Raw genomic sequence first — 25672 nt, 5'->3', positions numbered from 1 at the left:
TTCTTGAACCCGTTGGTCTCCGGCTCCGAGCGCTATGGGCAAGGCAATTCGGCTCTCTGGACTGATCATCCTGCTGGCGAGCTTGCTGTCGCCGGCGGGCCTCTGGGCGCAAGAGATGCATTCACATTCCATGCTGGTGCTGGACCAGTCCGATCGACGTGGCCCCTTTTACTATCAGGTCTTCGTTGGACTGAGGGATGCCGTGAGCGCGCACGATCACGCCCCGACGACAATCTACACGGAAAGCCTCGATCTCAATCGCTTCGGTGGCGAGGGCTATCAGGAGGGTTTCCGGCGGTTTCTCGAGGCCAAATATCGCGATCGACCGATCGGTGTCGTGGTCACTGTTGGAGCCGCTGCGCTCGAGCTCGCGCTCCGCTGGCGCCCGCAGCTTTGGCCCAATACGCCGATCGTCTTCGCTTTGGTCGAAGAGGCCGACTTTAAGCGATTGCAGCCGCCTGCCTATGTCACGGGCGGCATGGTGACTTCGACGCTCAAGGATGCCGTCACGGCCGCTCGGGCCGTCGTGCCAGACCTCAAGACCGTGGTGCTCGTTGGCGCGGAATGGGATCGGCAGGTTCTGTTTCGCAATTGGAAAGATCAGGCAGCAGCCGGCATTCCGGGCATCGACATTATCGAGATTGTCGGACGTCCGATGCCTGACGTCCTCGAGCGGGTCGCTGCGCTTCCCGAGCACAGCGCGATCGTCTACACGGGCCTCTATAGTGACGGCAAGGGCAACTATTATCCGCCCTCGGATGCCCTCGCATTTGTCGCGGCGAAGGCAAATCGTCCCATCGTTGTCGCGGCGGAGACGTTCCTCGAGCCGGGTGGCATCGGCGGATTCACGATCGTCCCGTCCCTGATCGGTACCGAGGCAGCACAAAGGGCGCTGCGGATCCTGGATGGAGAAGCGCCGGAAAACTTGCCGCCGTCGGTCATCAATGCCGTGAAGCCGATCTTCAACTGGCAGCAGATGCAGCGCTGGAATGTCAGCGAAGCCGGTCTGCCGCAAGGCAGCGAAATCCGCTTCCGGGAGCCGACCCTTCTGGAAAAATATCGCTGGCGAGCGGTTGCGCTCGCTGCGGCGTTGCTGGTCCAGAGCTTGCTGATTGCGTTCCTGCTGCACGAACGGTACATGCGCCGAAAGGCCGAGGTCGAGGCGCGCAATCGCTTGTCCCAGCTGGCTCACAGCAATCGGCGGGCGACCGCCGGTGAGCTGTCGTCCTCGATCGCCCATGAGCTCAACCAGCCGCTTGGCTCGATCCTGACCAATGCGGAGACAGCGGAGTTGATCCTCGGTTCGCCGACACCCGACCTTCAGGAGGTGCGGGAAATCATTTCCGACATCAAGCGTGATGATCTACGCGCGAGCGAGGTGATCCGCAGGCTGCGCAGCTTGCTGAAGCGTGCACCATTTGAGAGGAAGGAGATCGACCTCAACCAGACCATGCGGGAAGCATTCGATTTCCTCAAGCTGCAGGCCTCGGCTCGCAACGTTGCAATCTACCTGCAGACGTCGCCGCAGATCCTGCGGGTGAAAGGTGACCCGGTCCAGTTGCAGCAGGTCATTCTCAACCTCGTGGTCAATAGCATGGACGCGATGGCAAAAATGCCCTACGGACGCACGATCATCGGTCGTACTGAAGTCAATGGAGGGGCCGCGGCCATAATTTCAATCTGTGATTCCGGTCCGGGAATTCCCCAGGACAGGCTGAACGAGATTTTCGATCCATTCTTCACCACGAAGGAGCAGGGAATGGGCATCGGCCTGTCAATCGCGCGGACGATCGTTCTGGCGCATAGCGGTCAGATCTGGGCTGAGAACCAGTCTGGGGGCGGAGCGGCTTTCCATCTTTCATTGCCACTGGCGGCATAGCGCGTTTGGGCTCTTACTTTGGCAGCGGGCAGTGCTAACTTGACGATCGCAGTATTTTGCCGTCGGTCGCGTAGGAGAGAGGGCAATGCACGCTTGCGTGCATATCGTCGATGACGACGCCTCGTTTCGTACAGCACTCGAGCGCAGGCTCAAGCTGGCCGGCTACCGTGTTGCGACCTATGCATCGGCCCGGCAACTGCTCGATCAATTGCCAGGCGACGAGGAAGCTGGCTGTATCCTGCTGGACGTACGCATTCCCGGAATGAGTGGTCCGGAGCTGCAGACCCGTCTTAACGAGCTGGAATCGACGCTTCCAATCGTATTCCTCACCGGACATGCCGACACAGCGACGACCGTGCAGGCGATCAAGGCTGGAGCCGAGGATTTTCTGACCAAGCCGATCGCGTCAGTGCAGCTGATCGAGGCAATCGATCGCGCCGTTGCACGGCACGAGTTGGCGCGTAGCCGGCGAACCCGGGTCGAATCGCTTCGCGCGTTGCTGGCGAAGTTGACTCCGCGCGAGCGGCAGGTGTTCGATATGATTGTACGAGGTCGGATCAACAAGCAGATCGGCTATGAGCTTGGCACGACGGAACGCACAATCAAGGCGCATCGTCACCAGGTCATGGAGAAAATGCAGGTGCAGTCGCTTGCCGAGCTGGTCTCGATCGCCGGGCGGCTCGGCGTTTGCGAGCTTGACGGCGAGGTCAAGGGGTAATCCGCCGGGGGGCAGCTGCGGCTGTCCTGTCCCATGGTACAATATGAAAGCTCTGTGACGGCGCTTATGTCCGATCTTGGCCGCGACGGTGTCGTGCTGCGATGTCTCCTGCATCGAGACGGACATTGGGTCACGAGTCAAAATTCAGCGCCGAGGTAGAGGTTTGCCGACCCCGAAGATTGTTTTCGTTGTGGATGATAACCCCTCCATGCTCCGAGGAATCGGACGGCTGCTGCGGGAATATGGATTCGCATCCAGATTGTTCGAGACGGGAAATGCCTTGCTGATGGATGGCAGCTTCGATTGCGCGCTGTGTTTGATCCTGGACATCAATCTCAGCGATGGTTCAGGGATCGAACTGCGCCACCGCTTGGCGGATCAGGGCATCGAAATCCCCGTCATCTACATCACCGGAAATGACAACCCGGCGACACGCATGGCCGCAATGGCATCGGGATGCGTGGCCTATCTCACCAAACCCTTCACGGCAAAATCGCTGATTCAGCCGATCGAACAATTGTTGGCTGGCGCGGTCTAGCGATCGCGGGTCCCAATCATTCGTCAATGGCTTGTTCGAGCGTCAGTGCGGGGGCCCCCTTGCGGACGGTCGCAAAGCGGTCGAGCGGCACCGATGTCGTCACCGTGAGAATGCTGGTATCGACGACATCGATCGAGAGCGCCCTTCCGCTATCCATTTCCTCGAGCAGCTTGGGATCGGCAACATCGGCCGCAATGCACATGTTGCTCACGCACCAGGTATAGGGCAGGCGATGGACCTGCTGCTGGTCGACCGACAGCTTGACTCCCGCCTGCAGGTACATCCCGACCGGTAGGAATAGCTGGAGACGGGCGCTCCCGTCTTCACGCTCGACCAGATCGATGCGAACGGCCGTCTGGCCGGTCCCGAAGGTACCGGTGATCGTGGTCCGGCATAGTGTCTTGGTGCCGGCCGCATTGAAACAAAGCCTGCGCCAATCGCCAAATTTGACGTCTCGCGCCACGCGCGATCCCCGAGAGGCCACCTCGCCACCATCCTTGACGGCGGGCGGCGGCGCGGGGGTCTGTTGACTGTGGGCAGCACTGATGCCGGCTGCTAACAGCGCCGACGTCGCCAAGGCACGATACAAGGCAACATGTCGTACCATGGATACTCCTCCAGCGAGATTGCGCGCCTAGCGCACCTTGTCCAGAAATCGTTCGACCAATGGCGACCAGGTGGGAATGGCATCGGGAGAGCCGATCAGGAAATGCCCTTCGTCACCGAACGGCGGCAATAGATGGTATTCAACCCGGCCGCCCGCGCGCGTGAAGGCCTCGTACATTCGCTTCGACAGGGCCGGGCCGAAAAATGTGTCGTTTTCGACGTAGAGCCACAGCATGGGTACCCGCGACGTGTGGCCGAACACGCCGGTCGCTTCGACCAGTTTGTCGGGGCCACAATTGTTGTTGGGCTTGCCGTCGACGCGGCCGCCGCGGCCCGCCGCGAAGGTGATGATGGCCTTGACCTGCGGTGGGTTGAGGCTCGACAACGCGATCGCCGCCCAGCCGCCGGCCGACTGCCCGACGACGATGACGCCTTCCGGCAGGGTGCGTTTTTCGGAGGCCATGTAATCAATGATCCAGAGATCGACCTGCGCAACCGCCAGACCCGGCTCGAGGAAGTTGGGATTGGCGCATTTCCCGATCTTGGAGAAGAACGGGCCGTAGAGACCACGTTCGGGAATATCGATGGCAGCCGCGCCATAGCCGGTGCCGACCGGTGCGACCACGAGATAGCCGCGCCGCGCAAACCACATTGCGGCGTCGCGAAACTCCACCAAGGGGAAGAAGCTGCGATCCCTGGCGTTCAGCGACACGCCGTGGTTCATGATGACCAGCGGGAAAGGGCCGTCGCCGACGGGGCGGGCCAGGTAAGCGAACATCGGTAGCGGCAGCGGCAATGCCCAGATCTCTTCCTGGATGCGCTGGGGTGGGCCTTGATCATCGGTGCGTGCGGGAGCGGTCAGGCCAAGCAACAGAAGCGTTGCGGTTGCAAGGATCCGTAAGCGGTGCTGACGCATGCCATGCGCTCCAGTGGTCGTCCGGCAAATGTGCAGGTCACGATAATCCGAGCTAGGTGAGAAGCACATTGCGGGCAGCGAGGCTTGATCTGAGTCAACGAGCATCGCATCCACCGGCGCAACCACATGCAGCCATTGCGGCTTCATACGGCGGGCTTGATGTCGATCCGGGGAGAGATGAGTTGGATGCGCCGGTTTCCGCCGGCGATCTGGCTCGCCGATTATCGCGTCTCCTGGCTTGGCGCGGACGCAATCGCCGGAGTCACGCTGGCGGCCTACGCGATCCCGGTGTCGTTGGCCTATGCGGGCCTCGCCGGGCTGCCGCCGCAGATCGGCGTCTACGGCTACCTGCTTGGCGGCGTGGGCTACGCCCTGCTGGGTTCCTCCCGGCAACTCGCGGTTGGGCCGACCTCGGCGATCTCGCTGATGATCGCCGGTGCCGTCGGCATATTGGCCGGCGGCGATGCCACGCGTTACGGACAGATCGTCAGCCTCGTTGCCTTCAGCGTCGCAGCGCTCTGCCTGATTGCCTGGTTGTTCAAGCTCAGCCTGCTGGTGCGGTTGATCAGCGATAGCATTCTGGTGGGCTTCAAGGCCGGGGCAGGGCTCACCATCATCATGAGCCAGCTGCCGAGCCTGTTCGGCGTCGCAGGCGGCGGCCATAATTTTTTCGACCGCGCGATCAAGCTTGCCGGCCAGTTGGGCGATACCCGCCCGCTGGTGCTCGGCCTTGGTGTGGCTGCGACCGTGCTGCTCCTGCTCGGCGAACGCAGGCTGCCCGGAAGGCCTGTTGGGCTCGCCGTGGTCGCGCTCTCGATCGTCACGGTCTCCGTCCTTGGGCTTGCAGAAATGGGACTGCCGGTGACCGGAACGATCCCGACGGGGTTGCCGACCCTTGCGCTGCCGACGTTCGGCTTGCTCGAATTTGACGATCTGTTTCCCATTGCCGCCGGGTGCCTGGTGCTGGCCTATGTGGAAGGCGTATCCGCCGCGCGAAGCTTTGCGGCAAAGCACGGCTATGCACTGGATGTCCGGCAGGAGTTTCTGGGACTCGGTGCGGCCAATCTCGCGGCAGCCCTTGGGCACGGCTATCCCGTTGCGGGCGGTCTGTCGCAGTCGGCCGTCAACGACGCAGCCGGCGCGCGGACGCCACTGGCGCTGGTGTTCTGCTCCGTGACCCTCGCACTCTGCCTGCTGTTCTTCACCGGTCTGCTGACCAATCTGCCGAGGACCGTGCTTGCTGCGGTCGTCTTTTCGGCCGTCTACAAACTGGTCGATATTCCCGCGCTCGCCAGAATGTGGCGGATCAGCCGGATCGATTTCTATGCCGCGCTCATCGCGCTAGTATCCGTGCTGTTCCTCGGAATCCTACAGGGTGTGCTGCTGGCAGCCGTCGCCTCGATCTTGCTGCTTCTGTTGCGCGCCTCCCAGCCGAATATCGCGTTTCTTGGCCGTCTCCCTGGCGGCGGCCGCTATTCTGATCGGGCGCGGCACGACGACGTGGAGCCCTTGGCCGGGATCATCGCGTTTCGCCCGGAAACCTCTCTACTTTATGTCAATGCCGAGACGATCTTCGAGACGGTTTTGGCGGCGCTTGCGATGTCCCCCGACGTCAAGCTGGTGGCCTGTGACCTGTCGGCCTCGCCATTCATCGACCTGGCGGGGTCACGCATGCTCCACGATCTGCACCAGGAACTCACATCGCGCGGAATCACGTTTTGCATCGTCGGGGCGCACGCGCAGTTGCGCGACCTGCTTCAGGCAGATGGCTTTGCCGACAAGACCGATAGTGGAGACTGGATGCGTACGCTTGACACCGTGTTGGACAACAGGAAGCCGCCGGCAAACACCTAGCGCGTGCGACCGAGCGGATCGCCCCCGACGCAGTAGCCCCGTCGCATCGCAAGCCGGGGCGCCTACCGGCAGCTGTGAGACGCGTCTCGATCCGGCGTCGGCTTGACTTGGATCAAAGGGAGCGTTGGGCCCGGTTCCTACGATCGGACAGAACCAGCGCCAGGATCACGAGATCAGGAGTCATTCATGGCCAACGACGCGAAGCCGGCACAGCAACGCATCGACCAGTTCTTCTCCGGACCCGGCGGACGCGCCGACAATTGGCGCGATCTGGTTGAGGCGGCCAAGGCGTGGAGCCGGGGCGGTGACCGTGCGCCGTACGACAAGGCGCTTTCGGCGCTTGCGGTCACAGAGGAGTTTCACGGCTATCCGGGCCTTCGCTTGATGGCGGCGCTGAAGGAAGCCGCGGCGGCGGGCGATGCCGCCACCTCGCATATGCTTTCGACCCGGATCGCGCAGGCACTTCAGACGAAATCCTTCCGGCAACATGCTCACGATTGGAGCACGCAGGACGACGGCAATGGCGACGTCCCCGATCTGCTTCCGCCAACGCTCGGACAATCGGGGGGCCGCCGTCCCTACTTCGAGACCCTGATCGTGACCGGGGTGCCTGCCGGCCACTGGCCGGGACTGCTTTCGGAATGGCGCAGGCTGCGGCGTCCGGTCGACGCCTTCATCTACGAGCCCGTAGTAGTGGGCAGTCTCGAGGACGCCTTCTGTGCGGCAATGCTGAATCCCAACATTGCGGCGGTGGTGATCAACGAAGGCTTTGGCTTGCGCTCGCGTCACGATGCTCCGGTGCTTCGTGCCATGACCGGCGCCATGGGGCTCAACGAAGAGTCCGATGCGTCCGCGCTCCGGCTGGCCCATATCCTGAAGCGAATCCGTCCCGAGCTTGATCTCTACCTGATGTCCAATCGCGACGTCGAGGAATTGGCCGGCAATCCCGAAGCCGACGTGGTGCGCCGGGTGTTCTACTCGGTCGAGGATATCCTCGAACTGCATCTTTCAATTCTGGAAGGCGTGCAGGATCGCTTCGATACGCCGTTCTTCGACAATCTGAAGAAATACGCGCAGCGGCCGATCGGAACCTTCCACGCGCTGCCGATCGCGCGGGGCAAGTCCGTGTTCAAGTCGGATTGGATCCGCGACATGGGCGAATTCTACGGGCTCAACCTGTTCCTTGCCGAGAGCAGCGCCACTACCGGCGGCCTTGACAGCATGCTGGAGCCGACCGGCAACATCAAGAAGGCGCAGGAGAAGGCCGCACGCGCGCTCGGTGCCGACCGCGTCTACTTCGTGACCAACGGCACCTCTACCTCCAACAAGATGGCGGTGCAGGCGCTGCTGGGTCCCGGCGACATCGCTATCGTCGATCGCAACTGCCACAAGTCACACCACTACGGCATGGTGCTGGCGGGCGCGCAGCCGCTCTACGTCGAGGCATTCCCAATGACGGAATACTCGATGTACGGGGCAGTGCCCCTGAAGACGATCAAGCAGGCGCTTCTGAACGCGAAAGCCGATGGCCGGCTCGACCGGGTCAAGATGATCGACCTGACCAATTGTACCTTCGATGGTCACATCTACAACACCCGGCGGGTGATGGAGGAATGCCTCGCGATCAAGCCCGACCTGATCTTCCTCTGGGACGAGGCCTGGTTCGGCTTCGCGCGGTTCTCGCCGTTCCTGCGGCGGCGAACCGCGATGGGCGCGGCCAACGACATCGAAGCCTGGATGCGCGATCCCAAATCGGTTGCCGCTTACGAGAAGCAGCAGGCCGAACTCGGCAAGAGCCCCTCGGACGAGGTGCTGCTCAAGACCCGGCTGATTCCCGACCCGCGCCAGATCCGGTTGCGGGTCTACCAGACCAACTCGACGCACAAGTCGATGTCGGCAATCCGGCAGGGCTCGATGCTGGCCGTCAAGGACATCGAATTCCACACGGTCGAAGCGCAGTTCAAGGAGGCCGTGTTCACGCACGCTTCGACCAGTCCGAACCAGCAGCTGATCGCAAGCCTCGACGTCTCGCGCCGGCAGATGGAGCTCGAGGGTTACGGACTGGTGGCCAATGCGATGGAGATCGCGTTCGCCATCCGCAATGCGGTCAACACCAACCCGCTGATCTCCCGGTACTTCCGCGTTCTGGGCGCGGATGCGATGGTGCCGAAGGCCTATCGCCAGAGCGGGTTCACTGACTATCTGGCGGCCGGCACCAACTGGGCGAGCGCCCTGAAGAGCTTGAACGACGACGAGTTCTGCCTCGATCCGACCCGGATGACGCTGGTCTGCGGCACGGCCGGGTACGACGGAACGCAGTTCAAGGGCCTGCTCGCCAGCCGCTATAACATCCAGGTCAACAAGACCTCGCGCAACTCGGTCTTGATCCAGTCCAACATCAACAATACGCGGAGCGACGTCGCGCATCTGGTCCGGGTGCTGGCCGAAGTCTCCGGCGAGATCGATCGAGGCCTCGCCAAAGGCGGAGCGAACGCCAGGGGCGATTTCGACGCGCGGGTCAACAGCCTGATGAAGGACGTGCCCGACCTGCCTAACTTCTCGCATTTCCACGACGCCTATCGCGGCGATGCCGGCACAAAGACGAACGAGGGCGACATCCGCAACGGATTCTATTCAGCCTATAATGCGGCGGGATGCCAATACATTCGCCTGAACGATCCCGAGATCGACCGGCGGCTGAAGAGCGGGCCCGATCTCGTCTCCGCGAACTTCGTGATTCCGTATCCGCCGGGCTTCCCGATCATGGTGCCTGGACAGGTCATCACGCAGGAGACGATCGATTTCATGCGCAAGCTGGATGTGAAGGAGATCCATGGCTACGACGCCGCCGAAGGTCTGAAGCTCGTGACCACCGAGGCGCTGGCCAAGATGGGCAAGCCGCGGGCGGCAGCGCCGAAGCTGAAGGCCGCATCATAAGGGCACAAGATCTCGCAAGGCGTCTTCGCATTCTCGCAGCGATGATCCTTGCACAACAAGTCGTAACGCAACCGGTTTCTGGAGAGAGTCATGAGGAAAGTGGGTTTGATCGGAGTTCTTGCTGCGGTGGTGATGGGATCGGCCGGCTTCAGCACGCCGTCACTGGCCGAAACCGGCTCGGTCGCCGTCATCTTCACCAAGGGCGGTTTCATCGTTGGTGTCGGAGGCGGCGAGGGCGTATTGACCCTGCGAGGCAAGCATTATCCCTTCACCGTGTCGGGCATGAGCGTTGGCTTCACGATCGGCGCCTCGACCACCAAGCTTGTCGGGCGCGCCATCAACCTGAGGGGGCCCGGCTCAATCGAAGGCTCGTACAGCGCCGCGGGCGCCGGAGGTGCGATCGCCGCGGGCGCGGGAGGGGTGCATCTGCAGAACGCCAATGGCGTGATCCTGCAGCTCAGCGGCCCGAAGGTCGGCGCCGAAGTCTCGGCCGCTGTGGGCGGAGTCACGATCCGCCTGAAATAGGTGGCAAGGACCCGGGCCGCGCATCCCGCGGGGCCTGGATTTTTCAGTACCGTTCCTCGACGAACTTCATCCCCCGCAGACCGGCCTGATCGTTGAAGCGCCCTTTGCCGGAGCGCCTAGGCAGTTTCACCTTGTCACGCTTGACCCGTCCGTAGGGGATCGTCTTGAGGAGGTGCGCAATGCAGTTCAGCCGCGCGCGCCGCTTGTCGTCGGAGCGGATGATGAACCAAGGCGCGTGCTTCGAGCTCGTCGCCTTGAACATCAGATCGCGCGCGCGCGAATAGTCGTACCAGCGGCGGTAGGATTCCGTGTCCATCGGGCTCAGTTTCCACTGTCGCAGCGGATCGTCGATCCGGGCCCTAAAGCGGCGTTCCTGCTCATCCATCCCGACCTCGAGCCACAGCTTGATCAGAATGATACCTCCCTCGATGATGTATTGCTCCATCTGCGGGCAGAGCGAGAGGAACCGCTTGTGCTCAGCCGCCGTGCAAAATCCCATCACATATTCGACGCCTGCGCGATTGTACCAGCTGCGATCGAAGATGACGATTTCGCCGGCGGCCGGAAACTGTTGCATGTAGCGCTGGATGAAGAGCTGGGACTTTTCGCGATCGGATGGCGCGGGCAGGGCGACCACGCGAAACACCCGCGGGCTGACCTTCTCGGTCATGGCCTTGATCGTTCCGCCCTTGCCAGCCGCATCGCGACCCTCGAACAGGATGATGACCCTGAGATGATTCGCCTTCACCCACTCCTGGAGATGACAGAGCTGAATCTGCAGCTTCTGCAGCTCTTCCTCATAATCTTTGCGCTTCATCTTCCCAGTGGACTTGTCATTTGCCATCGATGCCCGTCCATCGTTTGAACTAGTCGCCCCAGGCAATGACAATGCCGATGTCACCGGGCATGCCACCCGGATAATCCACGATCTGGTAGCGGATGCGATAGCCGCGCGGCTGCAGGTAGTCAGCCCAGAGCTGGTATATTTCCTTGGGTATACCTGTCAGCGTCTTTTCCCAGCCCACCTCCATCTGATTGATGGCCCGTCCCTTGTCGGTGCACAGCGTGTTGGGGAAGCGATAGACCTGCACTTCGGTCAAGCCGTTGCGCACCGCGCGCTGAATTACCGTCGACGCCAGCTTGACTTTCTCGTCCTCGCTGAGCCCAGAGGGCTTGCTCAGGCGTTCGATCAAGGCGCGCTTCTCTGCCTCTGCAGCAGCCGCACGCTTGGCGTGCTCCTCAGCTTTCTCCGCTTCCTGGAGCGCCGCCTGCTTCTGGATCTCATGCGCCTTTGGGATCAGGTCATCGATTTTGTCTCGCATGGCTGGGGACTCCTAAGCCGACCTTCGACCGTGCCCTCAAACGGTATGACCGGGCCGACCGGCTTCCTTGATCCAGATCAAGCAAGCCGCAAGGCGGAAAGGCACGGTGCCGGGCACGGCTGCGAAGCGCCAGGCGCCCGGGAAGGGAATGAAATTTGAGCGAACAGATGCATCCGGCAGCCCCCCATCATCTGCCCTTTTTCATTCCAGGCGCCGACGGGTCGGACACCCTGATGGTGGTGATGGGCTTTTTCCTTGTAGCTACTGTCTTGTGGGTTGGCACCCTTTACTGGAAGCTGCACAGCCTGCCGGAGCGCATGGCCCACAAGTCCCAGAAGCTCCAGTTTGAGATCGTCGCCGTCCTCGGCCTGATATCGCTTTTCACCCACATGCATATCTTCTGGGTCGCCGGCCTGCTGCTGGCCCTCATCGACCTGCCGGATTTCGGCACTCCGATGCGCAGCATTGCCGATTCCGTCGAGCGCATTGCCGACGCCACGCCGAGCGCGCCGGCTGCCGAAGCCGAATCGGTGTCCGACGGCGGTCCCGACGTCCCGACGCCCGCGAAGCAAGGGGTACACGACCATGCTTGAGCTTATGATTTGCTCGCTGGTGACGATCCTGCCGGATTACCTCTACCGCCGCTATCGGCAAGGCAAGCGGTTCGGCAAGGAGATCACGTTCTTCTCGGTCTGGTACGAATTAAGGTGGGGCATCACCGGCTGCCTGATGCTCACGATCTCACTGATCACGATGATCTTCTACTTTCACCCCTCGACAACGTCCGCGGCGATCTACTTCAGGACCGTGCCGATCCTGCCCGAAGGGTCCGGCCGCGTCGTCGAGGTCAATGTCGACTTCACCGCGCCGGTGAAGAAAGGCGACGTTCTGTTCCGGCTCGATAGTTCGAAGCAGGAAGCTGCGTTGGAGACCGCCAAGCGAAAGATCGCCGAGGTCGATGCGTCGCTGATCTCGGCGCAGGCCGATGTCGTCAAGGCGGACGCTCAGACAGGGGAGGCGAGAGCCTCCTTGCAGCAGGCCAAGGACGAACTGGAAGTGAAGAGCGAATTGCAGCGTCGCAATCCCGGCATCGTGCCGCAACGCGACATCGAGAAGCTGCAGGTTCTGGTTGATCAGCGGCAGTCTGGCGTCGATGCCGCTAACGCCGTCAAGGAATCGGCGACGTTGCGCGTCTCCACGCTCCTGCCGGCCGAGAAGGCGAGCGCCGAGGCCGCGCTCGCACAGGCGCAAGTGGATCTCGACAAGACCTTCGTCCGTGCCGGCGTCGATGGCCGTGTCGAGCAATTCCTCGTGCGCCCCGGGGACCTTGTCGCCCAGATCATGCGGCCGGCCGGAGTCCTTATACCGGACGAAGCGGGTCGGAATAGATTGCAGGCGGGATTCGGGCAAATCGAGGCCCAGGTGATGAAGCCCGGCATGGTTGCGGAAGCCACATGCATCTCGAAGCCATGGGTGATCATTCCGTTGGTCGTCACCAGCGTGCAGGATTTCATCGCCGCCGGCCAGTTCCGGGCCAGCGAGCTATTGATCGACCCGCAGAATCTGCAAAAACCAGGTTCGATTCTCGTGTTCCTTGAGCCGCTCTACAAAGGCGGTCTTGAAGGTGTGACACCGGGCAGCAGTTGCATCGTCAATGCCTACACGAGCAACCATGACGTGATTGCCGATCCGAAAACCGGTGCATTGAAGGGATTTGCCCTGCACGCGGTCGACGCAACCGGGCTCGTTCATGCATTGCTGCTTCGGATCCAGGCCCTGCTGCTGCCGATCCAGACGCTGGTGTTCAGTGGTCACTGATGGGCGCGAACAAGGAGACGGCAGATGAAACCGGACAGCAAGCTTCGCGCAACCGTGGTGGCGGGCATAATCCTCGCATTGCCGGATTGCGCGCACGCGTTCGATCTCGCCGGCGCCTGGGCCACGAGCGCGGGCCAATGCGGCAAGGTGTTCGCGCGCAAGGGCAGGGCGAACCAGGTCACGTTCACCAATTTCTCCGGGGTCTATGGCGGCGGCTTCATCGCGGAGGCCGATCGTCTGAGGGGCAAGTTCGAGAACTGCAAGATCAAATCGCGCAAGGATGATGGCAAGGACCTCAATATCATCGTGAGTTGCGCGTCGGGGATCATGGTGTCCAACGTGCAGTTCTTCCTCAAGGTTGTCGACGACGACACCATCACGCGCGAGTTTCCGGGTATCGAGGGGATGCAGGTCTCCTATCATCGCTGCAAACTGTAGCGGAATGCAGCCTTGGACCAACTTCTGCAGCCCGATATATTGAATGTTGTGACGCAGAATCCGGTCAATGCCGGATTGACCGAGTAGCGCGCCGTGGATCCCAGCAGTTTGCCAAGGTCGTTACGCGTCGCCCTGGTGGTCGGGCTCGTTCTGATGCTCGGGGGTGCCACTTTGTTGGCCTATCGCTGGTATTTTCGGCCGACCACTCTCACTGTCGCCGTCGGTTCGCTGGATGGGGAGGCGAACAAGCTCATTTCGGCGATCGCCGGCAAGCTCACCGAGTCGAAAACGACGGTCAGGCTTCGCCTGGTCCAGACCACGGGACCGCTCGAATCTGCCGCTGCGTTCGCGTCCGGAAAGGTCGATCTTGCGGTGGTGCGTGGCGATGTCGGCGACCTGTCTCAGGCCCAGGCCGTGATCGTGCTGGCTCATGCCGCCGTTCTGATCGTTGCTCCGCCTGGGGCTTCGATATCTGACGTGACGGAGCTGAAGCGCGCCATGCTCGGCGTGATCGGGTTCGACACCAATCAGAAGCTGATCAAGGTGTTATCAGACGAGTACGATCTTGCGCGCGCAGGCGTGACCTTCAAGCCGCTTCTGCCCTCGGACGCGCGTCAGGCGTTGGAAACCAAGCAAGTCCGCGCCATCCTGCTCGTGATTCCTCTGACCGAGAAATATCTCTCCCTTCTGCGAGGCGTTCTCCCGCACACTTCGCGAACCGGCCCCGTGATGATCGCCATCGAGTCCGCGGGCGCGATTGCTGAAAAGGAGCGAGCCTACGAAAGCTTTGATGTACCCAAGGGAACCTTGCGGGGCTCGCCGCCAATTCCCCCCGATGACCTGACGACGCTGCGGACGTCATTCTACCTGGTGGCGCAGAAGAAGCTTGGCAACGACCTGATAGGCGACTTGACCCAGTCGATCATGACCGCACGGCACGATCTGCTTGCTGAATTGCCGGGGCTGGCGCAGATCGCGACGCCCGACACCGATGCAGATGCCTATATCCCCGTGCATCCGGGCGCGGCCGCGTTCTACGAGGGGACCCGGGAGAGCTTTCTCGATCAATGGGGTAATGCGATTTTCCTGGCGCCGATGATCGCAGGCGGCCTTGCATCGGTGCTTGCCGCGGCCTGGAAGTTTCTCCGGCCGGTCGAGACACCGAGCCGCCAGGAGGCACTCGACATGCTTTATGCGCTGGGGCCCCGGATCCGGGCGGCCGAGCATGTGCCGGAGCTGGAAGAGATCGAGCGCGAAATCGACCAGCTGCTGCGGACGCAGCGCAAGCAGCCGGTCGCGGACGACCAGGCCGAGCGTGCCGTCACCGCGGTGAACGTCGCAGCCCATCGGCTCGAGAACCTGATCCATGATCGCCGTGCCTATCTTGCATCGCAGCAGCCGGCCTGGCCGGAAGCTGAGCGACGCTTTCCTTGATCTCGATCAAAGGACAGGCGCGGCCGTGGCCGATGCTGTCGACCGTCGGTGTCGATGGAGGTCGCGATGTTCCGTTGGGGCAAGACTCTGCTTGCGATTGCGCTGGTATCGGCCATCCCCGCCGCCGCGGTTGGGCAAACCGCCGACAAGCCGTCTGCGCAGAGTAGTCAGCCACAGGCAGCTGCGCCGACGGCACAGCCGGCTGACAAGTTGTTGAAGCCCGAGCAGCTCGAAGCGTTGGTCGCGCCGATTGCGCTCTATCCCGACGAGCTGCTGGCCAACGTGCTGGCGGCGTCGACATACCCGCTGGAAGTTGTGCAGGCGGATCGCTGGCTGAAGGAGCGCAAGAATCTAAAAGGCGATGCGTTGAAGACGGAGGTCGAGAAGCAGGCCTGGGACGAAAGTGTGAAGGCGCTTGCGAGCACACCCGACGTCATTTCGATGATGAGCGAAAAGATCGATTGGACCAAAAATCTGGGCGATGCGGTGCTCGCGCAACAACCGGATGTGATGGATGCGATTCAGCGGTTGCGGTCGAAGGCCTATGACAACAAGAAACTGGTGACGACCAAGCAGCAGAAAGTCAGCGTTCAAACACAAGAGAACAAGCAGGTGGTCGTGATCGAGTCGGCAGATCCGAATACGATGTACGTGCCCTATTATGAACCGGCCACGGTCTACGGCACCTGGCCATACGCGGAATATCCGCCTTACTACTTCGGGTATCCGTCCTATATCGGCGCAGGCGTCATCGCGACCGGCCTGGCGTTCGGCGCGGGATGGGCAATCGGCCGCTGGGGCAACTACTGGGGCGGCGGGTGCAACTGGGGCAACCGCAACGTCTACGTCAACCACTACAACCGGGTTAACAACATCGGCAACAGCTGGCAGCACAACCCGGCGCATCGCCAGGGCGTCCGCTATAGCAACACCAACGTCCAGCAGCGGTTTGGCGGCAATAATGTGAAGGCCGGCGTCTCGGACCGAATGGATTTCCGCGGCCGTGACGGACAGCAAGTGCTGCGTCCGAACCAGGGAGCCGGAGATCGGGCGGGTGACCGAGCCGGAGATCGAGCGGCGGATCGTGCAGGTGACCGTGGTGGTGACCGCGGCGGAGATCGTGCCGCCACGCGTGATCGGCCCGGTGGCGGTGATCGTGCAGGTGCTTCAGATCGCGCAAAGGGCGGCGGCGATCGAGCCGGAGCAAAGGGGGGCGGCGATCGCGCAAAGGCCGCCAACCGAGGCAGTGCCGGTAATCGCGCCGCTGCGGCTAATCGCGGTGGCGGCGGCAGTCGCGGTGGCGCCATGAACGTGTCGTCCGGACGGGCTGCTGCAGCGGCATCGGCGCGCGGCCGATCGAGCATGGCCAGCATGCCGCGTGGCGGCGGCGGAGCAAGCTTCGCCGGTCGTGGCGGCGGCGGATTCCGGGGCGGCGGCGGAGGCGGCTTCCGTGGTGGTGGAGGAGGCGGCGGCTTTCGCGGCGGTGGTGGCGGCGGACGGCGCTCCGACATCGCGCTCAAACACGATATCGAACTGCTAGGGCATCTCGCCAATGGCCTCGGCTATTACCGCTTCAGCTATCTCGGCAGCAGCAAATCCTATGTCGGCGTCATGGCGCAGGAAGTCGAGCAGCTCATGCCAGCGGCGGTGACGCGCGGTGCCGACGGCTATCTCAGGGTCTATTACGACAAGCTCGGTCTCAAGCTTCGCAGCTACGACGAATGGCGTGCCACTGGTGCGAAGATTCCATCTCCGTCGGAGGCATCACGATGACAGGCTTTTCGTTCTTGCGATTGAATCGCATTGCTTCCATCAGCATCACCGCGGCAGCAGTGCTCGCTCTGCTGTTGTCTCCAGTTCGCGCCCAGCAGGGCTTCCCCAATCCCGAAGACGCAGCGTCCGCCTTGGCGACCGCCGTCAAGACCGGCACCAGCCGGGCCATGCTGAAGGTGCTGGGCCGCGATGCCGCCGATATCATTGAGTCGGGCGACGATGTCGCCGACGTCAATGCGCGACAGCGCTTCCTTTCGGCTTACGACGCCAAGCATTCGATCAAGGCCGACGATAATAAGAAGGCCACCCTGATTCTGGGGCCCGACGACTTCCCGTTCCCGATTCCTCTCGTCAACAACCGTGACGGCTGGAGTTTTGACGCGGCTGCGGGACGTCGCGAAATCCTCTACCGCAGGATCGGCAGTAACGAGCTTGCTGCGATCCAGACCTGTCTCGCCTATGTCGACGCTCAGAATGAATATGCCGAGAAAGATCGCGGCGAGGGTGTGGGCGCCTATGCCCAGCGCATCGTCAGCAGGCCGGGCAAGACCGACGGATTGTTCTGGCGCGACGACAAGGACCCGAGTCCGCTCGGCGAGCTGGCGGCCCAGGCCGCGGCGGAGGGCTACAAGGTCGGCGAGCAGAGCGCGCCGTATCACGGATACTACTATCGGATACTGAAAGCGCAGGGCTCCGATGCTCCGGGCGGCGCGTTGAACTATGTCGTGAAGGGCAAGATGATCGGTGGATTTGCACTGGTCGCCTGGCCCGCCGAATACGGCAATTCCGGCGTCATGACCTTCCTGGTCAACCACGCAGGCACTGTCTATCAAAAGGATCTCGGCTCGCGCACCGATTTCCTTGCCAAGCGCATGATCGTTTTCGATCCAGATCACACCTGGAAGAAAGTCGACCTCACAAATCCCTGAGCCAGGAGAGGGCTGCAGCGATGCGATTCATGATGCGTCCCGTCATACTGGCGCTTGTGGCGATGATCCTGTCGGTCACGCCATGCTCCGCACAGGCGACCGGCCATGTCCAGGTCAAGTTCGTGAAGGCGGCTCTCGTCGTGGGTGGTGGCGGCGGGAACGGCACGCTCACCTACCGTGGGCGGCACTATCGGTTCATCGTGTCCGGCTTCAGCCTCGGCATAAGCGCGGGCGCGTCAGTGACCTGGCTGGAAGGCACCGCCTCAGGCATCAGGGAGGTCAACGATTTCGCCGGGAGCTACACGCTGGTCGGAGGAGGCGGTGCATGGGCCGCCGGCGTAGGCGGCGTGAGCATGCGAAATGAACACGGTGTTCTGCTGACGCTCAAAGGGCCGAAAGCGGGACTGGAATTTGCAGCAAATCTGGGCGGGCTCACAATCTCGCTGCGGTGAACTTGAGCTGTATTCGGACTCTAACGATAGGCTTGGAAAAGTGGTAACGCTCCTTCTAACTTGGGCGAGCCACGACGAATCCCCATCTTCGGTCGGATAAGCCCCGAGGTGCGACCTGCAAGTCATTGAATATACTGGACTCGTAGCTGACTCTTAATCAGGGGCTTTGTCGGTGCATCTCCAACCGATGAGTGGGCGACGATAATATTCACCGTCACCCAAGACGGCCTAGCGCCATCGAGCGGGTTGAAGGGTGACCAATTCTGCCTTGCGACCTTCGAGTTCATCCATCGCCGCTTTCATGGATGGCTGGAACATGCCCTCTTTGATGGCCTCAATAATGCCTTGGATTTGCTTCTCCACCTTGATCAGCTCTGACCGCCAAGCTTCACCGTTCGAACGCCGTTCGCGATTCAGCCGGTTTGTCTCTTCTGCATAGGCACGCATCGCCTCGGCAACCATCTCCGGTGCCATCATCCGGTCCTTCAATCCGGTCAGGACGCGCCGTTCGAGTTCTTCGCGCGGAATGGTCCGGCCGTTCGAGCAAGAGCCGTTAGTAACGTGAGCAGAGCAAACGAAGCGATCGGCACCTCGCAGCGAATAGGGCCCGCTACAGCAACCGCAGAAAACCAATCCCGACAGCAGCGACCTTGGCCGACGCGCGCTCTTCAGCCGATTTTTGGAGTGGTGTTCGCGGATGGCCTCAGTCACGTTGACATATTTGTCTGCAATTTCGCTCTGACGGGTTTTCACCGCCTGCCAAAGCAAGTCATCGAGAATGCGTAGCTCCGGAACGTCAGTGACGATCCATTTTAAATCTGGGTTGAGGCGCGACACGCGCCGCCCCGTCGAGGGGTCCTTTACACAGCGCTGTCTGTTCCAGACTAAGCGACCAATGTACAACTCGTTGTTAATAATGCCGGTCCCGCGCTTAACATGCCCGCGGATAGAAGTGTCGTTCCATAGCTTCCCTTCCGGGCCGGTGACACCCTCATCATTGAGCGTCTTGGCAATCGTGCGCGGACTGGTGCCCTTCGCGAAATCTCGAAAGATGCGGCGAATCACGCCCAGTTCTTTCGGCGTAAAGAGCAATCGCTGCTCGGCGAGATAGCGTAGCCACGACGGTCAGGTTCTTCTTAACAGGCAGTACAAGCACGGAATAAGGAAAGTTGTACTTGAGCTGCCCGCTGGCGGAATCGGTCGGAGCGAAGAAGCTCTCACCGCCGCCAGACGAGAGCTCGAAGAAGAGACAGGCTATAGAGCAGTCGACCTAATATTCCTTGGCCGCTTCGTCCTAGATCCGACTGGATCGGATGGCTTCGTCTATCTCTATCAGGCTAATGCCATTACCCCAACTGGGCGCAAGGCCGCTGACGAGCGCGAGAAAATCGAAAACATCTTCGTTCCAGAAGCCGATCTTCCACGCCTCATCCGCGATGGTGAAATCGACGTCCTCTCGCATGTGGGCCTCATTCAGTACGCGCTGATGTTGCAACGGCGAGATTCGGGCTAGGCAGTGTCACCATTCGACGATGGCTAGAATGCCTAAGGTTCGCGGAACGATTGGTGATGGCTACATGGTGAAGTTGCACAGAAGCTTTCTCGGCTCGAAAGCGCCTGAGTTTGAGCTCACGCGGCTGGCCGATGCCAATCGCGTCGCCGCCCAACTGAGGCGCTGCGGTGGAGATGGCAGGACACTGCGGATGACCGGCGACGTCGACAAGATCAATGTAGGATCCCGGGCAGCGAACCGCATTTTCTTGGGTGGATTGCTCTCTTTGGGGCACCTACGATCTCCTGACGTAGCGTCACGCGCAACGCCAAGAAGTTCCGCGGCTTCTGTTGCTATCAGACTTGCAGAGCCGAAACGAGACGCTGTTCGTTGGCATTGGGCCGTTATCCCGAATGCCGTCGACGTCGGAACCTTCCGTCTCGCGATCCGTGGGCATGTCAACAAGGTGCTGTCGCTCGCCTTGCCCGAAATCATTCGGGGCCTGCCGCAAGTCGAGTTGAATGCCGCTGGGTTGCCTCAGTATCAGCCTTCACAGGAACCTCATTAAGGCCGACGCGCGCGAACGGCGGGTCGACAAACGTGCAAGAGGGGATAAGGCTGCCGGTCGTACGACGGTCCAGGCCATCGAGATCGTCGCGAACCACCCGAAAGTCATCGAGCGACATATGGGTGAACTGCGGGCTTCCAGCGCAGTCACCCAGCGCCCAAACCGAGGCAGCGGTCGTCCTCAGGTGATCGTCGACGACGATGTTGCCCTTCTTGTCGATCTCCACTCCAGCAACATCCAGTCCCGCTTCGGTCGTGTTTGCGGAACGGCCGGTCGCGACCAGGATGTGGCTGCCCCGAATGACCTCTTCGGCGCCGGCTCGACCCACATGGACCGTCACGGCATCACCGGAACGCCCCTCCACGCCGATGATCTGCGAGGAGGTACATATGGCGATCCCTTCATGATTGAGAATATCCGACCAGCCACACTCAGCTGGCCCAGATCAAGTTGCGGAGGTCAACTAGGGCGCACCGGAGCGGTCAGTGTGGGCCGAAGACGCCCAGGAAAACACGGCATCCTTTATCTGAATCAATGCGGGCGGCGGCAGCGCCATGGCAACCCTGTCCGCCTTGTCGCCTCGGCGAACGAGCCTGGCCACCCATATCTCTCCATCCGTATAATAGGGGTCTCCCTCGCCATTCCGTCCATTGAGCGTGGGACCGATCCCTCTCATTTGATAAATGCCCGTGACCATCTGCGCTTGATTCAGTTCGTCAACCAATTGATCGCGCTCTTCATCAATGTTTGATGCGATCTTATGGGTCACCTGGCCGGTATCGTGGCTCAGTGTCACTCCCTTGTCGAAAGTAGCAGATCCAAGCCAGACGGCACGTGCATCGGCCCCGTTGGCAAGCACGAACCACACCCGGACGTGTTGCCGGCGGTCGGCGCTCACCCCATCCGGCTTTTCAAACGCCAGGTCCTCGCGCCGCCCCTCGAAGAAGAGCGGACTGACAGGCGCGTCCTTGTAAGGCCGATCAAACAATACGCTGCCCACGATTTCTGCGCTGGTCCGCAACGTAATCGGGTCTGCCGGATACCAGCCGGCGGCATGAAATGCAGAAACGACGTCTTCACGGCTTCCAACGAGGCCGACGTTGATGGGGCCGCCTGGAATTCCCTGCGCCGTCGCAGTCAGCATCGGCCGGTGTGAGAGTCCGGGCTCGTGTTCGATCCGTGACCATGTCGCAGGCAGAATCAAGTAGCTGATCGTGACGTAACAGGCGATCATCGCTGCGGGAACGGCAAATAGCGGCGTCCGAGTCCTTCTGGATCTATTCATGGTACTGCCTTCGAAATTTGATCGTGACAAATGGACGCAATATCTGCGAGCCTATACTGCGGCCGGGTGACCCGACCCAGATCCGGGTAAGTCGCTTACTTCGTCACGATCCGCCGCGTTGGCGTGACCGTGCGGGTGGGCGCCATCGGCGAGACCGCGAACGTTATCCAGGCATTCAAGCCGCATGGTCGGTTCTGCGCTTCGAACTCGTCATAGGCCTTCGGGTTGAGGTATCCCTGCATATCGCCGACGGGAAACACGAAACCGGCTGAGGGGCGATGCAGCGCACGCGCGACTATTGCGGGCCATCTGCCTGTCCCCCTCGACGGCGGCGTGGATAAGCGCAACGATCGGACGTCTCATCTCGGGCCAATGCTATGCAAATTCGGCCGGGTTCTTTATTTCGTCCTCGTCTGTGTCAGCTAGGTCACGCTGGAACTGTATTATTCCCGATTTCGCTGAAGGCTGCTCCCTGCGGTCAGCATAGGCCTGACCTGTGGCACTCCGCTGCAGGGTTTTCGAAGGACTCTCACCATACACCTTGCGGTACTCGACCGAGAATCGGCCCAATTCCACGAAGCCGAAGTGGGTAGCGATCTCGGTTACCGTTGCAAGATTACTGCCGGCGGACAGAAGCGCGCGCCTGGCCTGCGCCAGCCGCTGCATACGAAGATGGCGGCTGGGTGGGGCGCCGTGAACGGTATGAAATGCCTTGCGCAGCGTGCGCTCGCTGACGGCGAGAGCGTTGCAGAGCGCCGAAATGTGCAGCGGCGAGTCGGGCTCTGCGAGAACGATCGCCTCGGCCCGGTCGACGAGACCGCGCCAGGTTCTGCTGGTCGACTGGCAGGAAACGTCCGAAAAGTTTTCTGACCAATAACGGATAGTCATTAGTGCCCCGAATTTAGGATCACGGTAAAAGCGCTAGAGCTGTGGGCAACACAGCATCAAGTCGCGGGGGGCGCTACTGTACCTGGGGGCAAACGGTGCCTGGTCGAGCGGCCCTAGGCGCTTGCCCGGCGATGGTTATGAAGCGCCCCTGACATCGGGCGAGGGCTCAGGCGTCAGCATCCCGGTGCGCTCCGCCACAGAGACTGCCTCCGCAAACGAGCGGACCTGAAGCTTTTGCATGATCATCTGCCGATGATATTTGATGGTTCGCTCTGAGGTACCCAGCGAATGGGCAATCTGCTTGTTCATCTTGCCGCGGACCATCAGTGCGAACACTTCGCTCTCGCGAGGAGTTAGTTGCGCAATCAGCGCCTTTAGCGAATCGAGCCGGCTCTGATTCCGTTGGACCTCCCTGAAGCGTGACAGTGCGCGTTCAATCGTTTCCAGCAGCGTCTGCTTGAGGATCGGCTTAGAGAGAAAGTCCTCTGCGCCGGCCTTGATGGCGCGAACGCTCGTGGGAATGTCGCCGTGACCTGTCATAAAGATGATCGGCCAGTGATACGACAGTTTTGCCAGCTCCTGCTGAAGATCGAGACCGCCGAGTGCGGGCATCTGCACGTCGAGGAGAAGGCAACCCGGCTCGGCGTCGGTGGCTTCTAAAAAGCTCGCAGCCGAATCGTAGTCGGCAACGGCATAGCCTGAAGCTTTCAACACCCGGGATATCGCGCTGCGAAACGATGCGTCATCGTCCACGATATGAACTCTGGGAGCACCTGCTATTCCCAATCTCGCCCTCGTCTTGGCTCGTCGGCCGAGTCCCGAAAGATCTCGGACGATTTGCTGCGGGCAGACCAAGGCTCAACTAAGCGCCGCAGCAAGAAGTAACCGGAAACGTGAGAATAAGTGGGGTGGTCTCGGGCAGTCAACTGGAGCGTGCATGTATGGAGTATACAAGTCTCTGCCTGACTGCTGTATGCAGTTTGTGCCAAGCGAGCGAGGCTGGCTACAGGCACGCCGTGTGGGAGCCAACCATACCAGGATTGACGCCAAGGCCGATGACTACAGCGTTTGCGGCAAATGCCGCGGCATGTCCAGACATTCCCAGTCGCAGCGAGTCGCGGCTCATCTCTTCCGGGATAGAGATCGTCGCTGGAAATACTGTTGTCCCGGCGAGTGCGTTGGTGCGCGCGAGCGTTCCGGACGTGGCAATCTGCCCCTGACCGACGCCTTTCGGGATTTCGGTGATCTCTGCGCAGTGGATGCGGCCTGGCACATTGCCGAAAACGATATCGACGGGAGCGCCGACCTTGATCGTATCGAAGCCATTCTGAGAAAAATATTCCGCCAATTGTAATCTCATCCTCGACGATAACTGACACTGCCCAAGCGTTGGATCGCGATTCGTGAACGGCTGCTCCGGCTCGCTTCCTGAAGAGGGTTTCGCGCGGTGATCCGGCGGAGGTCGAAGAGCGGCGCTTAGCTGCCTAGCTGCGGCGCTAGGTCGGTCAGCCGCCATCACAACAGCAAATTCATGTAACAACGATCTTACACCTGCTCACGCTTTGAGTATCGTCTTTGTGTAGCGCGCCCATCGGGTGCCAGCCTCGCGCGATTCTGCGTCCAGCACGATTCAATTTACGATAGGGACAACCTCTCTCTGCTTCCGACATCCGAAAGTTCGCTGATCATGGCGAACAAGAACGCCGTCGTCAGGCCAAACAGCAGCATGCCATTCAACGCTTCCAAAGCTCCCATCAGCTGCCACTGATCTTTGAGATAGAGGTTTGCGTGACCGTAGCTGGTCATGGCGCTGAGCGAATAGAGCATCGCAGACCGCCCATCGGGAAACGCATCAAGAAATCGATATGATACAGCCCATAGGGCTCCTTCAAGAGCGTGAAGTACCGTGGCGAGCAATACAGCCACGCCCAGCACCGCGATAAACATTGGTGCAAAGTATCTGTGAACCGCTGCAACATTCATTGTATGGACGGCACCTCGAAGGATCGTCATGAGGCCGACGACGTGGATGACCACGCTGACGACGATCAATGGTAAGCCCCAAAGCCAGTCGATGTCCCAAGGGGCCGCCACAGTTGAACTCATTGCTCACCCCCAAACCCCAAACCAGTAACACTAACCCTCTGACTGGATGGGGAACGAACGCAGCTCTCGCAGTGCGCGGCCATTGGTCGAGTCTTGCTTAGCGGCGACGGCCTACGGAGATGTTCGTAAACGCGAATACGGAGATCGTTGGCCACCCACTGCTCGACGCTTGTCGTGTAATAGTTGTCGGCATAGCTTGCTACCGCACCGAAGATGACAATAACCAGCGTCGCGGTCCCGGCGAATAACGCTACACCGAGCGCAGCCCGTGATCTCCGAGGGCGTCATCGAGGACAAGCCTCAATGGCCATGGACGTGGCTGCTACCGCAGGACTAGCGGCAAACTCCGCACGTACCATTGGGCCGCGCTGGGCCGCGGATTGCCGCCGTTATCCCGTCCTCATCGCGCTCTTGCGCGTTGACGACGCACGGTTTGTTGCCATCCCGCACGATTGAAAGCCGAGGCGTCAGAGCATCTATCAATTGTAACAGGCAGCCCGCCAACTCCTCTTGGGAACTCACACTAGGTGCTCCTGCTTCTGGTCGGGCACGGCGACAGCACGCTGTAGAGAACAACACCGAAAGGTTCGATCACGTGGACCAGCGCCGTCTCTACCACTTCGCGGTAGAGCTTGGAGGCATGACACGCGTCCGTGTCTCAGTTGATAGATTAACCCGACCGTGCGCCTGTCAGTATCGACGCACTCCAACGGCTCCTCTGCGGTATCCATACCGGCCAACTCCAACTGCCGCACATCCCCGTGGCCCGCAACGAGCTGCTGCGCAACCTCTTGGCCCACATCCCGCAGCGCCTGCTCTATAGTACGCTTCACTCCGACCACCACCAAAGGTGACGAGGCCGAGAAACACGGTGAGACTCAAAGCCATGACACGAACAATCGGTGACATTTTCTTCTCCGGCGCTATCCATCTTGTCGCGCTACTTTGCACTGACCAAGCTTGACGTAAATATCAGAAGCCTCGTGGAGTCGACTATGCAAAAGCGGACAGTGAGTAAAAAAGTCTCGGCGCGCTACAGAACTAACATTGCCAGTGCAAAGTAGTTTGTTGCGCTAAGCTAGCCGGGATGACCACTGTGGCTGGTCTATTGGATCTCTCGGAGACGTGCACCCAGCAAACGTGCACCCAGCAAGAAGCACCTCGGATGATGTCGGGCCTAAGTTTACTGAAGAT

The 25672-nt window shown here is 60.9% G+C and carries 26 protein-coding genes; 14 read left to right on the top strand and 12 right to left on the bottom strand.

What is annotated here, in order from left to right:
• Positions 1 to 34 precede the first annotated feature (34 nt).
• The 3 genes from AC066Y_RS15615 (at position 35) to AC066Y_RS15605 (ending at position 3135) form a co-directional block, all read left to right on the top strand.
• Entirely contained in the window at positions 35 to 1879 is a 1845-nt protein-coding gene (locus AC066Y_RS15615; protein ID WP_478274638.1) for a sensor histidine kinase, read from the top strand.
• Positions 1880 to 1964: 85 nt separating this feature from the next.
• Positions 1965 to 2597: a response regulator transcription factor gene (locus AC066Y_RS15610; protein ID WP_478274637.1), complete on the top strand. Its 633-nt coding sequence runs from the start codon at positions 1965 to 1967 to the stop codon at positions 2595 to 2597.
• Positions 2598 to 2760: 163 nt separating this feature from the next.
• Positions 2761 to 3135 carry a response regulator transcription factor gene (locus AC066Y_RS15605; protein ID WP_478274636.1) on the top strand — a complete coding sequence of 125 codons (375 nt, stop codon included), beginning with the start codon at positions 2761 to 2763 and terminating at the stop codon, positions 3133 to 3135.
• A 16-nt stretch (positions 3136 to 3151) separates the two neighbouring features.
• Here the strand turns inward: AC066Y_RS15605 and AC066Y_RS15600 are convergent, their stop codons facing one another.
• Positions 3152 to 3742 carry an invasion associated locus B family protein gene (locus AC066Y_RS15600; RefSeq protein WP_478274635.1) on the bottom strand — a complete coding sequence of 197 codons (591 nt, stop codon included), beginning with the start codon at positions 3740 to 3742 and terminating at the stop codon, positions 3152 to 3154.
• Positions 3743 to 3769: 27 nt separating this feature from the next.
• Positions 3770 to 4657 (bottom strand): alpha/beta hydrolase family protein, encoded by an 888-nt coding sequence (locus AC066Y_RS15595; RefSeq protein WP_478274634.1) that lies wholly within the window; start codon positions 4655 to 4657, stop codon positions 3770 to 3772.
• Between the two features lie 159 nt (positions 4658 to 4816).
• Here AC066Y_RS15595 and AC066Y_RS15590 point away from each other — a divergent pair, with 159 nt between their 5' ends.
• The 3 genes from AC066Y_RS15590 to AC066Y_RS15580 all read left to right on the top strand — a co-directional run bounded on the left by AC066Y_RS15590 (position 4817) and on the right by AC066Y_RS15580 (position 9973).
• Positions 4817 to 6511, top strand: a complete 1695-nt coding sequence (locus AC066Y_RS15590; protein WP_478274712.1) for a SulP family inorganic anion transporter — start codon at positions 4817 to 4819, stop codon at positions 6509 to 6511.
• A 186-nt stretch (positions 6512 to 6697) separates the two neighbouring features.
• A complete protein-coding gene (locus tag AC066Y_RS15585) occupies positions 6698 to 9448 on the top strand; it encodes a decarboxylase (RefSeq protein WP_478274633.1) in 2751 nt (916 codons plus the stop codon).
• Positions 9449 to 9538: 90 nt separating this feature from the next.
• The gene (locus AC066Y_RS15580) at positions 9539 to 9973 is read left to right on the top strand and encodes a hypothetical protein (RefSeq protein WP_478274632.1); all 435 of its coding nucleotides are present in this window, start codon (positions 9539 to 9541) and stop codon (positions 9971 to 9973) included.
• A gap of 43 nt (positions 9974 to 10016) precedes the next feature.
• Here AC066Y_RS15580 and ppk2 read toward each other — a convergent pair whose 3' ends face one another.
• The gene (gene ppk2, locus AC066Y_RS15575) at positions 10017 to 10817 is read right to left on the bottom strand and encodes a polyphosphate kinase 2 (protein WP_478274631.1); all 801 of its coding nucleotides are present in this window, start codon (positions 10815 to 10817) and stop codon (positions 10017 to 10019) included.
• Positions 10818 to 10839: 22 nt separating this feature from the next.
• The gene (locus tag AC066Y_RS15570; RefSeq protein WP_092115708.1) at positions 10840 to 11295 is read right to left on the bottom strand and encodes a hypothetical protein; all 456 of its coding nucleotides are present in this window, start codon (positions 11293 to 11295) and stop codon (positions 10840 to 10842) included.
• A 155-nt stretch (positions 11296 to 11450) separates the two neighbouring features.
• Between AC066Y_RS15570 and AC066Y_RS15565 the strand changes: the two genes are divergently transcribed.
• The 3 genes from AC066Y_RS15565 to AC066Y_RS15555 are packed head-to-tail and all read left to right on the top strand — an operon-like array spanning position 11451 to position 13551.
• Entirely contained in the window at positions 11451 to 11888 is a 438-nt protein-coding gene (locus AC066Y_RS15565) for a hypothetical protein (protein WP_478274630.1), read from the top strand.
• A complete protein-coding gene (locus AC066Y_RS15560) occupies positions 11881 to 13113 on the top strand; it encodes an HlyD family secretion protein (RefSeq protein WP_478274629.1) in 1233 nt (410 codons plus the stop codon). Before AC066Y_RS15565 ends, AC066Y_RS15560 begins: the two co-directional genes overlap by 8 nt.
• A 24-nt stretch (positions 13114 to 13137) precedes the next feature.
• Positions 13138 to 13551 carry a hypothetical protein gene (locus AC066Y_RS15555; RefSeq protein ID WP_478274628.1) on the top strand — a complete coding sequence of 138 codons (414 nt, stop codon included), beginning with the start codon at positions 13138 to 13140 and terminating at the stop codon, positions 13549 to 13551.
• A 120-nt stretch (positions 13552 to 13671) separates the two neighbouring features.
• Here the strand turns inward: AC066Y_RS15555 and AC066Y_RS15550 are convergent, their stop codons facing one another.
• The gene (locus AC066Y_RS15550; RefSeq protein WP_478274627.1) at positions 13672 to 13983 is read right to left on the bottom strand and encodes a hypothetical protein; all 312 of its coding nucleotides are present in this window, start codon (positions 13981 to 13983) and stop codon (positions 13672 to 13674) included.
• Between AC066Y_RS15550 and AC066Y_RS15545 the strand changes: the two genes are divergently transcribed.
• From AC066Y_RS15545 to AC066Y_RS15530, 4 genes are all read left to right on the top strand, one after another.
• The gene (locus AC066Y_RS15545; RefSeq protein WP_478274626.1) at positions 13966 to 14985 is read left to right on the top strand and encodes a type 2 periplasmic-binding domain-containing protein; all 1020 of its coding nucleotides are present in this window, start codon (positions 13966 to 13968) and stop codon (positions 14983 to 14985) included. The genes AC066Y_RS15550 and AC066Y_RS15545 overlap by 18 nt on opposite strands.
• A gap of 66 nt (positions 14986 to 15051) precedes the next feature.
• Positions 15052 to 16758 (top strand): DUF3300 domain-containing protein, encoded by a 1707-nt coding sequence (locus AC066Y_RS15540; RefSeq protein WP_478274711.1) that lies wholly within the window; start codon positions 15052 to 15054, stop codon positions 16756 to 16758.
• The gene (locus AC066Y_RS15535) at positions 16755 to 17687 is read left to right on the top strand and encodes a DUF2950 domain-containing protein (protein WP_478274625.1); all 933 of its coding nucleotides are present in this window, start codon (positions 16755 to 16757) and stop codon (positions 17685 to 17687) included. Before AC066Y_RS15540 ends, AC066Y_RS15535 begins: the two co-directional genes overlap by 4 nt.
• Positions 17688 to 17716: 29 nt before the next feature.
• Positions 17717 to 18139 (top strand): hypothetical protein, encoded by a 423-nt coding sequence (locus AC066Y_RS15530; RefSeq protein ID WP_478274624.1) that lies wholly within the window; start codon positions 17717 to 17719, stop codon positions 18137 to 18139.
• 228 nt (positions 18140 to 18367) lie between these two features.
• Here AC066Y_RS15530 and AC066Y_RS15525 read toward each other — a convergent pair whose 3' ends face one another.
• On the bottom strand, positions 18368 to 19231 hold the full coding sequence (locus AC066Y_RS15525) for a recombinase family protein (protein WP_478274623.1): 864 nt from the start codon (positions 19229 to 19231) through the stop codon (positions 18368 to 18370).
• A 67-nt stretch (positions 19232 to 19298) separates the two neighbouring features.
• Between AC066Y_RS15525 and AC066Y_RS15520 the strand changes: the two genes are divergently transcribed.
• A complete protein-coding gene (locus tag AC066Y_RS15520; protein ID WP_478274710.1) occupies positions 19299 to 19652 on the top strand; it encodes an NUDIX hydrolase in 354 nt (117 codons plus the stop codon).
• A 470-nt stretch (positions 19653 to 20122) separates the two neighbouring features.
• Here AC066Y_RS15520 and AC066Y_RS15515 read toward each other — a convergent pair whose 3' ends face one another.
• From AC066Y_RS15515 to AC066Y_RS15490, 6 genes are all read right to left on the bottom strand, one after another.
• Positions 20123 to 20614, bottom strand: coding sequence for an FAD-dependent oxidoreductase (locus tag AC066Y_RS15515; RefSeq protein ID WP_478274709.1), 492 nt, complete (start codon positions 20612 to 20614; stop codon positions 20123 to 20125).
• 48 nt (positions 20615 to 20662) lie between these two features.
• Positions 20663 to 21484, bottom strand: coding sequence for an LssY C-terminal domain-containing protein (locus tag AC066Y_RS15510; protein ID WP_478274622.1), 822 nt, complete (start codon positions 21482 to 21484; stop codon positions 20663 to 20665).
• Between the two features lie 375 nt (positions 21485 to 21859).
• The gene (locus AC066Y_RS15505) at positions 21860 to 22372 is read right to left on the bottom strand and encodes a helix-turn-helix domain-containing protein (protein WP_478274621.1); all 513 of its coding nucleotides are present in this window, start codon (positions 22370 to 22372) and stop codon (positions 21860 to 21862) included.
• Positions 22373 to 22507: 135 nt separating this feature from the next.
• Positions 22508 to 23128 carry a response regulator transcription factor gene (locus AC066Y_RS15500; protein ID WP_478274708.1) on the bottom strand — a complete coding sequence of 207 codons (621 nt, stop codon included), beginning with the start codon at positions 23126 to 23128 and terminating at the stop codon, positions 22508 to 22510.
• 247 nt (positions 23129 to 23375) lie between these two features.
• Positions 23376 to 23720, bottom strand: a complete 345-nt coding sequence (locus AC066Y_RS15495) for a hypothetical protein (RefSeq protein WP_478274620.1) — start codon at positions 23718 to 23720, stop codon at positions 23376 to 23378.
• Positions 23721 to 24007: 287 nt separating this feature from the next.
• Positions 24008 to 24478: a hypothetical protein gene (locus tag AC066Y_RS15490; RefSeq protein WP_478274619.1), complete on the bottom strand. Its 471-nt coding sequence runs from the start codon at positions 24476 to 24478 to the stop codon at positions 24008 to 24010.
• Between the last annotated feature and the right edge of the window lie 1194 nt (positions 24479 to 25672).

It is taken from the genome of Bradyrhizobium sp. USDA3010 (assembly GCF_056429065.1).
This window is presented reverse-complemented; position numbering and strand designations above follow the sequence as displayed.

Excerpts from the sequence above, each read along its gene's own strand:
- AC066Y_RS15580 (WP_478274632.1), top strand. The coding sequence starts at position 9,539 with ATGAGGAAAGTGGGTTTGATCGGAGTTCTTGCTGCGGTGGTGATGGGA.
- AC066Y_RS15510 (WP_478274622.1), bottom strand. The coding sequence starts at position 21,484 with ATGAATAGATCCAGAAGGACTCGGACGCCGCTATTTGCCGTTCCCGCA.
- AC066Y_RS15535 (WP_478274625.1), top strand. The coding sequence starts at position 16,755 with ATGACAGGCTTTTCGTTCTTGCGATTGAATCGCATTGCTTCCATCAGC.
- AC066Y_RS15540 (WP_478274711.1), top strand. The coding sequence starts at position 15,052 with ATGTTCCGTTGGGGCAAGACTCTGCTTGCGATTGCGCTGGTATCGGCC.
- AC066Y_RS15560 (WP_478274629.1), top strand. The coding sequence starts at position 11,881 with ATGCTTGAGCTTATGATTTGCTCGCTGGTGACGATCCTGCCGGATTAC.
- AC066Y_RS15570 (WP_092115708.1), bottom strand. The coding sequence starts at position 11,295 with ATGCGAGACAAAATCGATGACCTGATCCCAAAGGCGCATGAGATCCAG.
- AC066Y_RS15505 (WP_478274621.1), bottom strand. The coding sequence starts at position 22,372 with ATGACTATCCGTTATTGGTCAGAAAACTTTTCGGACGTTTCCTGCCAG.
- AC066Y_RS15590 (WP_478274712.1), top strand. The coding sequence starts at position 4,817 with ATGTCGATCCGGGGAGAGATGAGTTGGATGCGCCGGTTTCCGCCGGCG.
- AC066Y_RS15490 (WP_478274619.1), bottom strand. The coding sequence starts at position 24,478 with ATGAGTTCAACTGTGGCGGCCCCTTGGGACATCGACTGGCTTTGGGGC.
- AC066Y_RS15530 (WP_478274624.1), top strand. The coding sequence starts at position 17,717 with ATGATGCGTCCCGTCATACTGGCGCTTGTGGCGATGATCCTGTCGGTC.
- AC066Y_RS15600 (WP_478274635.1), bottom strand. The coding sequence starts at position 3,742 with ATGGTACGACATGTTGCCTTGTATCGTGCCTTGGCGACGTCGGCGCTG.
- AC066Y_RS15550 (WP_478274627.1), bottom strand. The coding sequence starts at position 13,983 with ATGAGCCAGCACGATCACGGCCTGGGCCTGAGACAGGTCGCCGACATC.
- AC066Y_RS15615 (WP_478274638.1), top strand. The coding sequence starts at position 35 with ATGGGCAAGGCAATTCGGCTCTCTGGACTGATCATCCTGCTGGCGAGC.
- AC066Y_RS15555 (WP_478274628.1), top strand. The coding sequence starts at position 13,138 with ATGAAACCGGACAGCAAGCTTCGCGCAACCGTGGTGGCGGGCATAATC.
- AC066Y_RS15595 (WP_478274634.1), bottom strand. The coding sequence starts at position 4,657 with ATGCGTCAGCACCGCTTACGGATCCTTGCAACCGCAACGCTTCTGTTG.
- AC066Y_RS15585 (WP_478274633.1), top strand. The coding sequence starts at position 6,698 with ATGGCCAACGACGCGAAGCCGGCACAGCAACGCATCGACCAGTTCTTC.
- ppk2 (WP_478274631.1), bottom strand. The coding sequence starts at position 10,817 with ATGGCAAATGACAAGTCCACTGGGAAGATGAAGCGCAAAGATTATGAG.
- AC066Y_RS15610 (WP_478274637.1), top strand. The coding sequence starts at position 1,965 with ATGCACGCTTGCGTGCATATCGTCGATGACGACGCCTCGTTTCGTACA.